Here is an 11,557-nt window from a genome sequence, read left to right as displayed (position 1 = left end):
CGTCGGCGGGGCGCATTCCCCGCCGACGGGCCCGGTCTGTGCTCGGCTCGGCTCCGTTCCGTTCCGTCCGCTCAGCGCAGCGGAATCCCCGCCCCGCGCTGCGACTCGGGCCGCGGCCCGAAGATGCGGCGGTCGCTCTCGGCGATGCGCACGTCGTTGATGCTCGCCTCGCGGCGCGACATCAGACCCCGTGCGTCGAACTCCCACAGCTCGTTGCCGTACGAGCGCCACCACTGGCCCTCGGCGTCATGGCACTCGTACTGGAAGCGCACGGCGATCCGGTTGCCCTCGAAGGTCCACAGATCCTTGCGCAGCGCGTACTCCAGCTCGCGCTGCCACTTCCTCGTCAGCAGGTCCACGATCTCCGCGCGCCCGGTGACGAAGACGTCGCGGTTACGCCAGACCGAGTCCACGGTGTAGGCGAGCGAGACCTTGCGCGGATCGCGCGTGTTCCACGCGTCCTCGGCGGCCTGCACCTTCTGACGTGCGGTCTCCAGGGTGAACGGGGGGAGGGGCGGGCGGGTGTCCATGGCCGGGGTGCCTTTCTCGCGATGTCGGAAGCGCCGGGTCCGGGGCCCGTACCGGCTCGGCCTCAGACCGCCACGACGGTCACCGCGCTGTCCAGACCCCTGAACGTCCCACTCTCCCCGGTGGACGGCTGCGCCTCACGGCACCGCGTACTCCTCGTCCCGTACGTCCGTGATGAACATCCGGCCCGGGGAGTGGGTGATCGCGAAGGGCGGACGGGAGGAGACCACCGCGGCCTGCGGGGTCACGCCGCACGCCCAGAAGACGGGGACGTCGCCGGGCCGCAGCTCGGTGGGGTCGCCGAAGTCGGGCTCGTCGAGGTTCCGTATGCCGATGCGGGCGGGGTCGCCGGTGTGCACGGGGGCGCCGTGGACGGCGGGCATACGGCCCGTCACCCGTACCGCCGTCTCCACCGACTCCTCCGGTACGGGCCGCATCGAGACGACCATCGGCCCGTGCATCCCGCCCGCCGGACGGCAGGGGACGTCCGTGACGTACATGGCGACGTTGCGGCTCTGTTCGATGTGGCGCAGCGGGACGCCGGCACCGGCGAGCGCCCACTCGAAGGTGAAGCTGCATCCGATGAGGAAGGTGACGAGGTCCTTCCGCCACAGGGACGTCACCTCGGAGGGCTCGTCGGCCAGTTCGCCGTGCTCCCAGACGCGGTAGGCGGGCAGATCGGTGCGCAGGTCGGCGTCCGGGGCGAGCACCGTGGAGACGGCGCCGGCGTCGGTGACGTCGAGGACGGGGCACGGCTTGGGGTTGCGCTGGCAGAAGAGCAGCACGTCGTAGGCCCAGTCGCGCGGTACGGAGATGAGGTTGGCCTGGGTGCTGCCGGGGGCGACGCCCGCGGTGGGGGCGCGGTCGCCGGCGCGGACGGCGGCCCGTGCCGCGGCGGCGCTCGCGGGGCTCCCGGCGGGATCCGCGGTTCCGGCCCAACCGGCGCCGCGGGGCGGGCTGTTCATGGCATCGGCCTTTCGTCGCAGGTCGGACGTGACGGAGGGAGTGGGTCGAGTCGATGGTCCGGCCGCTCGCCGCGGCCGGCGCTCAGACCAGCGTCCGGCCCCGTGTCTCCGGCAGCCCGAACAGCGCGATGATCGCGAGCCCGTAACCGGCGGCGCCGAAGACGAGGGCACCGCTCACGCCCCAGCTATTGGCGAGGAAGCCGACGAGCGTGGGGAAGAACGCGCCGACGGCCCGCCCGGTGTTGTAGACGAAGCCCTGGCCCGTACCGCGTACGGCCGTCGGATACAGCTCGCTCAGGAACGAGCCGAACCCGCTGAAGATCGCCGACATGCAGAAGCCCAGCGGGAAACCGAGCAGCAGCACAAGGGTGTTGGAGCCGGTCGGCACATTCGTGTACGCGACGACGGAGAGCGCGGAGAGCACCGCGAACACGGCGACGTTGCGCTTCCTGCCGAGCTTGTCGGTGAGGTAGCCGCCCGTGAGGTAGCCGATGAAGGCGCCGCTGATGAGGAACGTCAGGAAGCCGCCGGTGCCCACGACCGTCAGTCCGCGGTCGGTCTTCAGATAGCTGGGCACCCACGTCGCGAGCGTGTAGTAGCCGCCCTGCACACCGGTGGAGAGCAGAACGCCGAAGAGCGTGGTGCGCCGCAGCTCCGGGGCGAAGATCGCCGAGAACGACCCCTTGTCGCGGCTGCTCCTGCGCTGCTCGGCGGCCTGCGGCGCGTCCTCGACGTTGCGCCGTACGTACAGGATGAGCAGGGCGGGCAGGGCGCCCGTCCAGAACAGCACACGCCAGGCGACCGTCTCGTCGAAGAGCTGGAAGACGGCGGTGTAGACGACGACGGCCAGTCCCCAGCCGACGGCCCACGAACTCTGGATGACCCCGAGGGTGCGCCCGCGGTTCTTCGCCGAGGCGTACTCGGCGACGAGGATCGCGCCGACCGCCCACTCGCCGCCGAAGCCCAGCCCCTGGAGACCGCGGAAGACCAGCAGGGTCTCGTAGTTGGGGGCGAAGCCGCAGAGCAGCGTGAAGACGGCGTACATGACGACGGTGAGGATCAGCGTCCGGACGCGTCCGATCCGGTCGGCCAGGATGCCCGCGAGGGCGCCGCCGACGGCGGAGACGACGAGCGTGACCGTGGTGAGCAGCCCGGTCTGGCCCGTGTCGAGGCTGAAGTACGCGCCGATGGCGACCATGCCGAGCGGCAGCGTGAAGAAGTCGTAGGAGTCGAGGGCGTAGCCGCCGAACGACCCCGCGAACGCGCGCCGTCCGGGGGCGCCCAGCTCGCGGAACCAGGCGAAGGGGCCGTCGGCGCCGTCACCGGACGGGGCGGGGGACCGGCCGGAGCCGGTGCCGGAGCCGGGATCGGTGCCGGGGCCGCCGTCCTTCGGGGCACTCGGTACGGGACTGCTGTTCATGTGCACCTCGCAGAGGGTGAGGACGCCGCCGGTGCTGCGGGCAGGCGGGCCGCGGGGCGATGCCGGGCCGATGTCCGGGACAACGTAGAGGATCGTTGAACGATCCTTCAAGGGGTTCGTAGCGTCGTATGCGCGAAGCCGGCCGCCGGCGGTATACGCGCTGTACGCGAAGGGCACCGGCGCACACCCCACCGGGCACACACGAGACCACCGCACCGGGCGGGTCCGCCGGGTGCGGTGGTGAGGGGCGAGGCGTCTGCGGATGTACGGGGCCGGGTGCGCGCCGACGCGGCGTCAACTCACCGTCGCCGTACGGCCGTTGACGGCCGAGCGCACCGCGGGGAAGGCACGCGCGACGAAGTCGTCCCGGCAGTTCAGCCGATGGGCTCCGGCATCGGCACCACGCGGTAGGCGAGCTCGATCTCCCGTCCCGTCGCGGGGTCGCCGATCCGTACGCGCCAGTGCCCGGCGAACTGGTCGACGCCCGGCAGCATCGGGATCGTCCCGGAGATCAGCACGGTGCCGGGCTCCAGTTCGCCCCGCTCGCGCAGCACGTCGATCCAGTGCGCCGGGGCGAGCAGTTCGGCGCAGGTGCCGTCCTGGATCAGCCGCTCCTCGCCGCCGCCCGCACGGTCGTCACCGTCACCGCCGCCGTCGCCGACCCAGGCCCGCAGTGTGAGCGCGTCGAGCCGCTCGGCGACGTCGTCGAGCCGCCAGGCGCTCGTGGCGAGCACGTCCGGGGCGGCGTTCTTGCTCCAGGCCACGCCGTACGTCTCCAGCTCGCGGTCGGTGTGGTCGCACGCGGCGGTCAGCAGCACGTCCCCGGTGTCGTCGACGACGAGCGCCCACTCGGCCTCGCCGGAGGTCTTGCCGTGCTGCGCGTGGACGGTCCCGGTCTGCTGCGCGAGGTAGGGCGAGACGGGGTAGAGCGCCGGTGTCGTGGACGGCGCGGGCACGCCCAGCTCCGCCAACTCCGCGACGTGCGCGGCCACATCCTCCTGCCTGCGGCCCGCGTACCCGGCGTTGAGCAGGCGCCGCACGGTCGCGGTGCGCCGGGTGCCGTCGGGGAGCGTGAAGGCGAGGCCGGTCATGGGTTTCCTCCAGGTAGGGCTTCCGGTTCCCCGTGTTCCGCCGGGGTAAATTCCGCGCACCGAGGGTTGCGCATACGAGCTGTATACAGCAAGTATGCCCCCGTACCAAAAGCGACCCCACCGTGAGGAACCCCGTGGACCACAACACGTCGCACCAGGCGGCAGCGGAGGAACCCCGCCCGCAGCGCGGCCCGGGCGATCCGGGCGGCGACGGCACCGACGCCGGCAACGGCACCGGCGGCTCCGGCACCGGCGGCTCCGGCACCGGCCCGGGCACGGGCGGCACCGGCGGCGCGAGCCCCGCCCACCGCAAGGACCTGGTGAAGGCCTTCACCGCGAGCCTCACCGGCACCTCGCTGGAGTGGTACGACTTCGCCGTCTACTCCGCGGCGTCCGCCCTCGTCTTCGGCAAGCTCTTCTTCCCTTCCGGCGATCCCCTGACCGGCACCCTGCTCGCCTTCTCCACCTACGCGGTCGGCTATGTCTCGCGTCCCCTCGGCGGCTTCGTCTTCGGACGCCTCGGCGATGTCATCGGCCGTAAGCGCGTCCTCGTCGCGACGCTCGTGCTCGTCGGCGTCGCCACGTTCCTGATCGGCTGTCTCCCCACGCACGCGGTCGCGGGTCCCGTGGCCCCCGTGCTGCTCGTCCTGCTGCGCTTCGCGCAGGGCGTCGGCGTGGGCGGCGAGTGGGGCGGCGCCGTGCTGCTGACCAGCGAGTTCGGCGATACCAGGCAGCGCGGGTTCTGGGCGTCCGCGGCGCAGGTCGGGCCGCCCGTCGGCAACCTCATGGCGAACGGCGCGCTGGCCGCGCTCGGCGCGATGCTCAGCGAGGAGCAGTTCCTCTCCTTCGGCTGGCGCATCGCGTTCCTGCTCTCCGGCGTTCTGGTCGCCTTCGGGCTCTGGATCCGTACGCACCTGGAGGAGACCCCGGTCTTCAAGGCCGTCGAGGCGGGCGGCGAACGTCCCGAGGCCCCCGTGCGCGAGGTGTTCGCGCAGCAGCGCAGGCCGCTGGTCGCCGCGATCCTCTCCCGCGTCGCACCGGACGTGCTGTACGCGATGTTCACCGTCTTCGTTCTGACGTACGTGACCGAGGAGTTGGGCATGCCGCGCGGAGAGGCGCTGACGGCCGTGCTCGTCGGATCCGGCTTGCAGATCTTCCTCATACCGCTCGCCGGCGCCCTCTCCGACCGCTGGAACCGGCGGCGGCTGTATCTGTGGGCCGCGGTGGCCGCCGGCGTCTGGCCGTTCGTCTTCTTCCCGCTCGCCGAGAGCCGTTCGTGGCTGCTGATCGTGCTGGGCGTCATCGGCGCGCTCGTCATCCACTCGATGCTCTACGGTCCCCAAGCCGCCTTCGTGGCCGAGCAGTTCAGCCCGAGGCTGCGCTACACCGGCTCGTCGCTCGCGTACACGCTGGCCGGGGTGATCGGCGGAGCCGTCGCCCCGCTGATCTTCACCGCGCTGCTCGGTGAGTTCGGCACCTGGCTGCCGCTCGCGGGGTACATCGTGCTCACCGCCGTGCTTACGGTGACGGGTGTGCTGCTGGGACGGGACGCGGACCACGCGGAGGACGAGGAGTACACCGAACTGCTCGCCGACGGCCGCCGCGGCGGTCACGCGGGCGGCGCGGACTCCTCGTCGTACGCCGTGAAGTCGCCCTGACGGCAGGCTCGTTCGCCCGCTCGGCCCGACCGGTGCCACCGGCACCGGCGGCCACCCACTCGCGAGAAGGAGACAGGCAGTGACGACGCTCCGCACGGCGCTGTGCCAGTTCACCGCCGGCACGGACCCCGAGGAGAACCTGCGCGCCATCGACGGCCTGGCCGCCCGCGCGGCGGACGAGGGCGCACGGCTCGCGGTCTTCCCCGAGGCCGCGATGGCCCGCTTCGGCATCCCGCTGAAGCCGGTCGCGCAGCCCCTGGACGGGCCGTGGGCCGAGGGCGTGCGGGAGATCGCGCGCCGCCGCGAACTCACCGTCGTGGCGGGGATGTTCACGCCGTCCTCCGACGGCCGCGTCAGCAACACCCTGCTGGCGACGGGCCCGGACGTGGAGGCGGCGTACGACAAGATCCACCTCTACGACGCCTTCGGCTTCGCGGAGTCGGACACCGTGGCGCCGGGCGGGGAGGTCGTCACGGTCGACGTCGACGGCGTCCGCGTCGGTCTGGCCACCTGCTACGACGTCCGCTTCCCCGAACTGTTCCGTGCGCACGCCGACAAGGGCGCCGTGCTGTCCGTACTGCCCGCGTCCTGGGGCGCCGGGCCCGCGAAGCTCGACCACTGGACGCTGCTGACCCGGGCGCGCGCGCTGGACGCCACGCTCTGGGTGGCGGCGGTCGGCCAGGCGCCTCCCGGCCCGGACCCGGACATCGGGCAGCCGACGAAGGCGCCCACGGGCATCGGGCACAGCGTGCTCGTCGGCCCGGACGGGCGGGTACGCGAAGAGGCCGGTGCGGCGCCCGAGTTGATCGTGGCGGACGTGGACACCGAGGAGGTCGCGAAGGTACGCCGGGCGGTGGCGGTCCTGGACAACCGCAGGCTCTGACGCGGAGTGCCGGCGCCGGTGCCCGTGCCGGGCGGCTCGTACGGGGCGGCCCGGCACGGCACCGGCTCAGCCCTCGGCGAGCACCCGCCGGGTCGCCGCGATGTGCTCGTCGATCGCGGCGCAGGCGAGGTCCGCGCGCTCGGCGGCCAGCGCCGTGACGATGTGCCGGTGCTCGGCGCAGACCTCGTCCTGCCGCCCGGCGGAACGGTAGAGCGCGGTGACGCCGGCGCGGACCTGGCGGCTGCGCAGCGCCTCGTACTGCTTCGTCATCAGCCGGTTGCCCGCGGCGTCGATCAGCGCGGAGTGGAAGCGGTGGTCGGCCTCGATGAACTCCTTGGCCTTCTCGCCGCCGCGCAGCTTCTCCTGCTCCTGGAGGATCCCGTCCATCTCGGCGACGGGCGCGGTGCCGGCCTCGACCGTGCGGCGGGCGGCGTAGCGCTCCAACAGGGCGCGCATCTCCATCAGTTCGCCGATCTCACGGCCGGAGAGCGGTGCGATGTAGGCGCCGCGCTTGGGCACGAGACTGACCAGCTCCTCGGCGGCGAGCAGCAGCAGCGCCTCGCGGATCGGCGTACGGGAGATGCCGACGCGGTCGGCGATCATCTGCTCGGAGAGGAACTCGCCCTGCATGGCGGGGTCGGTGAGGACCTCCTCCTTGAGGAACGTGTACGCCTTCTCGCGTCCGGATTTCACAGCCAGCCTCCCGCCGGCGTCGGCGGTGCGGGGCACCGTGAGCGGTCCCGGCCGGGGACCGCCCGGGAGCGCCTGCCGTACCGACGTCCGCCCTGGTCATCCTGCATACAGTCGGTATACAGATTACGCGTCATCGCGCGCCTGTCCACCCGCGGACGTCCTTCGGGTGGCGGGCGGCGCGGACTGGCGTGGTGTCCCCGTAGTGCACCGGCGGCTTCCTAGTGTCGCCCCTGACGGACCCGCTCCGCCCCGCGCCCCGGCCGTGACCGGAACGCCCCCTGTGTGACGGGCCGTCGTCCTCCGACGGCGCTCCCCTCGTCCGCTGCCGCGACGCCGGGGCGCTGGCCGTCTCTCGCGGGGCCCCGGCGCAGGCCGCGGCCCAGAACAGGTGGGTGTCGATGAACCGCTTCTCAACTCCGGGCCGTTCCCCGGGACTTCACGCCGGTCCGTCCTCCCCGGACTCCGCGCGGACGCCCGCGCGAGGGCGCCGTCCGTGGCGCCGGGTGCGCGGTGCCGTCCTGCTGGCGGTGCTCCTCGTACTGGGCGCACCGGGCACCGCCGGGCTCGCCTCCGCCGAGACCCGTCCGTCCCCCGCGGTGCCCTCGCCCCGTACCGGTACCGAGGGCGCCGGAGCGCGCCACGCGTCCCTGTACGTCGCCGACTACGCGGGCAACGACGTCCTTGAGCGGCGCCTGCCGAGGGGACCGCAGGCGACCGTGCCGACGACGGATCTGACGCGTCCCACCTATCTCGCGCTCGACCGCTCCCGCGCGCTGTACGTGGCCGACACCGGAGACAACAGGATCGTGAAGGTCTCCGCGGACGGGCGGCAGACGACCGTGCCGACGCAGGACCTGCAACGTCCGCTCGGGCTCGCCCTGAGCAGGGCCGGTGACCTCTATATCGCGGACAGCTTCAACGACCGCGTGGTGAAGGTCTCCGCGGACGGGCAGCAGACCACGGTGCCGACGCGGGGCCTTCTCCACCCCGAGGGGCTGGCGCTCGACGAGACCCGCAAGCGGCTGTACGTCGCCGACTTCGTCAACGACCGCGTGGTACGGGTGCCCGTGGGCGGCAGCGGCGGCGGGCAGCGGACCGTGCGGACCTCGGGGCTGTCCCAGCCGACGGGCCTGGCCCTGGACGCCCGCGCCCAGCGGCTCTACGTCTCCGACTCCGGCAACGACCGCGTGGTGCGCGTCCCCGTGGGCGCGGGCGGCGGCGCACAGCGGACCGTACGCACCGACGGGCTGTCGAGCCCCTCGGGCCTGGCGCTCGACGAGGCGCGGAAGCACCTGTACGTCGCGGACTTCGGCAACGACCGGGTCGTACGGGTCCCCGTACGCGGCGGGCGTCAGACCACCGTCCCGTTCACCGGACTCACCACGCCCGTCGGCCTCGTCCTCCGGCCCGGCGGTCATGAGCGGCACGACGCGGCCCGCCGCCGGGAAGCCGGAACACCCCGTGCGCGGGCGATGAGTTACGGGTCCGCCGCCGGTCGGTAGGGGCACAGGCATTCAACCCCGGGAGGCACCGATGACAGCCGACGGATTCACCACCTGTCTCTGGTTCGACGGGCAGGCCGAGGAGGCCGCGCAGTACTACACGTCCGTCTTCAAGAACTCCAGGCTCGGCAGGGTCACGCGTTACACCGAGGCCGGTCCGGGGCCCGCGGGCACCGTCGTGACCGTCGAGTTCGAGATCAACGGCCAGCGGTTCGTCGGCCTCAACGGCGGCCCGGAGTTCACCTTCAGCGAGGCGATCTCCTTCCAGATCGACTGCGCCGACCAGGACGAGGTCGACTACTACTGGGACCGGCTCACGGAGGAAGGCGGCCAGGAGGTCGCCTGCGGCTGGGTCAAGGACAAGTACGGCGTCTCCTGGCAGGTCGTACCGACCGAGCTGACCGACATGGTGACCGACCCCGACCAGGAGAAGGCCAGGCGGGCCACGGAGGCCATGCTCTCGATGAAGAAGCTCGACATCGCCGAGCTGCGCAGGGCGTACGAGGGCGGCTGAGCGCCAACTGTCCGCCGTGGGCGGTGTGTTCGGGCCGCAGGCGGAAAATCGCGATGGCCCGCGCACCGTCCCCGCGTAATGTGCTGCGGCGGGACGGGGGACGGGCACGGCCCCCGGAGCGCAGCGACAGCGGCAGCGGCAACGGGAGGCCGGATGGACAGGGCTGTGATCGTCAGCGGCGGCGGTACGGGCATCGGGCGTGCCGTCGCGCGCCGGTTCGCCGCCGACGGCGACCGTGTGCTGCTCGTCGGGCGCCGCGCGGAGGTGCTGCGCGAGGCGGCGGAGACGATCGCCGCCGACGCGGACGCGGATGCCGGTGCCGGTGGTGCCGGCGAAGTCCGCACGCTCGCCGCCGACTTGACCGACCCGGAGGACGCGCGGCGGGTGCGCGAGGAGGCCGTCGCCCGCTTCGGCCGCGTCGATGTGCTCGTCAACAACGCGGGCGGCAACGTCGAGTACGCCGCGAGCGGCGCGGACGCGCCCTCCGGACTGGACGGCGTCGCATGGCAGTGGCGGTCCAACTTCGAGTCCAACGTCCTCACCGCCGTCCTTCTGACCGAGGCGCTCGCCGATCTGCTCCAAGAGCCGGGCCGCCGGGTCGTGCTGCTCAGCTCCATCGCGGCCTACCGGGGCTCCGGTACGGGCTCGTACGCGGCGGCGAAGGCGGCACTGCACCCGTACGTGTACGACATGGCCGGGCGGCTCGGCCCGCACGGTGCGACGGTGAACGCGGTGGCGCCCGGCTACATCGAGGCGACCGGCTTCTTCGGGGACCGGATGACGGAGCAGCGCCGCGGACAGCTCGCCGCGCAGACCGTCAACGGGCGCGTGGGCACGCCGGAGGACGTCGCCGACGTCGTGCACTGGCTGTGCTCGCCGGGCGCCGGGCATGTGACGGGCCAGATCGTGCAGGTCAACGGCGGCGCGCGGTACGGCAGTTGACCGCGGGGGACGGACGGGCCGCCGGGGCGAGCCCAGGGGCGGGGGGAACGCCCGGGGCGGCCGGGTCGCGGCGCGGGCTCGCGCTGATCTGCCTCGCGGTCTTCGGCGGCTACACCGGACAGCAGATCCTCACGCCGGTGCTGCCGCCGCTGGCGCGCGAACTCGGCTTCAGCGAGGTCCAGTTCGGGATCGTGATGAGCGCGTCGGCGGCCGTCGTCGCCCTCGTCAGCCCGTGGTGGGGCCGCCGCAGCGACACACACGGACGCCGCTCGCTGCTGATCCTCGCCCTCTTCGGGGCCGCGGCCGGACTGCTGGCCTTCGCCCTCGCCGCGCACGCCGGGCTGCTCGGCCTGACGGGAGCGCTGCTCACGTTCGCGCTGATGCTGCTGACGCGCGGAGTGCTCTTCGGCGGTTCGCTGGCCGCGCTGCCCGTGGCCGCACAGGCGTACGTCGCGGACGGGACGCCCGACGAGCGGCAGCGTGTGCAGGGCCTCGCACGGATCGGGGCGGCGATCGGGCTCGCGCTCGTCCTCGGTCCCGGACTGGGCGGTCTGCTGGCCGACTTCGGCCTGGTCACGGCGCTCTATCTGGCGCCCGTACTGGCGGTGCTGCCCGCGTTCGCGGTGTGGGCGCTGCTGCCGGGGGACCGGCGCCCCGCGCCCCCGGACGGCCGGAGGGCGCCCCGGCTGAGCCCGTTCGACGGGCGCGTACGGCCGTTACTCCTCGCGGGCGGCGGCATCTATCTCTCCGTCAGCATGCTCCAGAGCAGCATCGGCTTCCTCCTCCAGGACCGGCTGGGCCTGGGCGCGCGCGAGACCGCGGAGCTGTCCGGCTATGTGCTGCTCGCGGGCGGGCTGCCGATGCTGCTGGTGCAGGGGCTGGTGATCCCGTACCTGGGCTGGCGGCCGGTGCGCCTGCTGCGTACGGGAGTTCCGGTCACGGCCGTGGCGTTCGCGGTGATGGCCTCGGCGGACAGCCTGCCGGTCTTCTTCGCGGCGTGCGTCCTCTCCGGGCTCGGACACAGCCTGGCCATTCCGGGCTACAACTCGGGGCTGAGCCTGCGGGTCGGCCCGGACGAACAGGGCGGCGCCGCGGGCCTGATCGCCTCCGTCAACGGGTGCACCCTCGTGCTCGGGCCGCTGGCCGCGACCGCGCTCTACCAGGCGGGGGCGGCGCTGCCGTTCGTCTGCGGGGCGGCGGTGCTCGCCGCGCTGGCCGCCTTCCTGCTGCTCAGTCCGGGCCTCCGCGACCGGGACGGCGCGGCCCACGCGGTGGCCGTCCCGCCACGGGACGCCCCGGCCCACGAGGCCGGATCCCCCTGACCCGCGGGCCCGATCCCGGCTCCGACCCGTCTTCGCCGT

The 11,557-nt window shown here is 73.2% G+C and carries 11 protein-coding genes; 6 read left to right on the top strand and 5 right to left on the bottom strand.

Annotation, left to right across the window (positions count from 1 at the left end; translation table 11 throughout):
- Window positions 1-71 precede the first annotated feature (71 nt).
- The 4 genes from AN218_RS11770 to AN218_RS11755 all read right to left on the bottom strand — a co-directional run bounded on the left by AN218_RS11770 (window position 72) and on the right by AN218_RS11755 (window position 4,004).
- Window positions 72-530 carry a nuclear transport factor 2 family protein gene (locus tag AN218_RS11770; protein ID WP_070016801.1) on the bottom strand — a complete coding sequence of 153 codons (459 nt, stop codon included), beginning with the start codon at window positions 528-530 and terminating at the stop codon, window positions 72-74.
- Between the two features lie 135 nt (window positions 531-665).
- A complete protein-coding gene (locus AN218_RS11765) occupies window positions 666-1,493 on the bottom strand; it encodes a putative hydro-lyase (RefSeq protein WP_070016800.1) in 828 nt (275 codons plus the stop codon).
- An 82-nt stretch (window positions 1,494-1,575) separates the two neighbouring features.
- Window positions 1,576-2,913 carry an MFS transporter gene (locus AN218_RS11760; protein ID WP_070016799.1) on the bottom strand — a complete coding sequence of 446 codons (1,338 nt, stop codon included), beginning with the start codon at window positions 2,911-2,913 and terminating at the stop codon, window positions 1,576-1,578.
- A gap of 374 nt (window positions 2,914-3,287) precedes the next feature.
- Window positions 3,288-4,004: a DUF2848 domain-containing protein gene (locus AN218_RS11755; RefSeq protein WP_070016798.1), complete on the bottom strand. Its 717-nt coding sequence runs from the start codon at window positions 4,002-4,004 to the stop codon at window positions 3,288-3,290.
- 320 nt (window positions 4,005-4,324) lie between these two features.
- On the opposite strand from AN218_RS11755, the gene AN218_RS11750 reads away from it, so the two are divergent.
- A complete protein-coding gene (locus AN218_RS11750) occupies window positions 4,325-5,662 on the top strand; it encodes an MFS transporter (RefSeq protein WP_070016806.1) in 1,338 nt (445 codons plus the stop codon).
- A gap of 79 nt (window positions 5,663-5,741) precedes the next feature.
- Window positions 5,742-6,545, top strand: a complete 804-nt coding sequence (locus tag AN218_RS11745) for a carbon-nitrogen hydrolase family protein (RefSeq protein WP_070016797.1) — start codon at window positions 5,742-5,744, stop codon at window positions 6,543-6,545.
- 66 nt (window positions 6,546-6,611) lie between these two features.
- On the opposite strand, the gene AN218_RS11740 is transcribed toward AN218_RS11745, so the two are convergent.
- On the bottom strand, window positions 6,612-7,238 hold the full coding sequence (locus AN218_RS11740; protein ID WP_070016796.1) for a GntR family transcriptional regulator: 627 nt from the start codon (window positions 7,236-7,238) through the stop codon (window positions 6,612-6,614).
- A gap of 503 nt (window positions 7,239-7,741) precedes the next feature.
- On the opposite strand from AN218_RS11740, the gene AN218_RS11735 reads away from it, so the two are divergent.
- The 4 genes from AN218_RS11735 (at window position 7,742) to AN218_RS11720 (ending at window position 11,518) form a co-directional block, all read left to right on the top strand.
- On the top strand, window positions 7,742-8,740 hold the full coding sequence (locus AN218_RS11735) for an SMP-30/gluconolactonase/LRE family protein (RefSeq protein WP_070016795.1): 999 nt from the start codon (window positions 7,742-7,744) through the stop codon (window positions 8,738-8,740).
- 31 nt (window positions 8,741-8,771) lie between these two features.
- Complete coding sequence (locus AN218_RS11730) at window positions 8,772-9,254, top strand: VOC family protein (RefSeq protein WP_070016794.1); 483 nt, start codon at window positions 8,772-8,774, stop codon at window positions 9,252-9,254.
- Window positions 9,255-9,407: 153 nt separating this feature from the next.
- A complete protein-coding gene (locus AN218_RS11725) occupies window positions 9,408-10,196 on the top strand; it encodes an SDR family NAD(P)-dependent oxidoreductase (RefSeq protein WP_070016793.1) in 789 nt (262 codons plus the stop codon).
- The gene (locus AN218_RS11720; RefSeq protein WP_171908656.1) at window positions 10,193-11,518 is read left to right on the top strand and encodes an MFS transporter; all 1,326 of its coding nucleotides are present in this window, start codon (window positions 10,193-10,195) and stop codon (window positions 11,516-11,518) included. Before AN218_RS11725 ends, AN218_RS11720 begins: the two co-directional genes overlap by 4 nt.
- Window positions 11,519-11,557 lie beyond the last annotated feature (39 nt).

The organism is Streptomyces nanshensis, assembly GCF_001751255.1.
Lineage (GTDB): Bacteria > Actinomycetota > Actinomycetes > Streptomycetales > Streptomycetaceae > Streptomyces > Streptomyces nanshensis_A.
The sequence above is the reverse complement of the archived record's forward strand: the minus strand, read 5'-3'. Positions and strand labels throughout refer to the sequence as shown.

Excerpts from the sequence above, each read along its gene's own strand:
- AN218_RS11770 (WP_070016801.1), bottom strand. The coding sequence starts at position 530 with ATGGACACCCGCCCGCCCCTCCCCCCGTTCACCCTGGAGACCGCACGT.
- AN218_RS11765 (WP_070016800.1), bottom strand. The coding sequence starts at position 1,493 with ATGAACAGCCCGCCCCGCGGCGCCGGTTGGGCCGGAACCGCGGATCCC.
- AN218_RS11760 (WP_070016799.1), bottom strand. The coding sequence starts at position 2,913 with ATGAACAGCAGTCCCGTACCGAGTGCCCCGAAGGACGGCGGCCCCGGC.
- AN218_RS11755 (WP_070016798.1), bottom strand. The coding sequence starts at position 4,004 with ATGACCGGCCTCGCCTTCACGCTCCCCGACGGCACCCGGCGCACCGCG.
- AN218_RS11730 (WP_070016794.1), top strand. The coding sequence starts at position 8,772 with ATGACAGCCGACGGATTCACCACCTGTCTCTGGTTCGACGGGCAGGCC.
- AN218_RS11725 (WP_070016793.1), top strand. The coding sequence starts at position 9,408 with ATGGACAGGGCTGTGATCGTCAGCGGCGGCGGTACGGGCATCGGGCGT.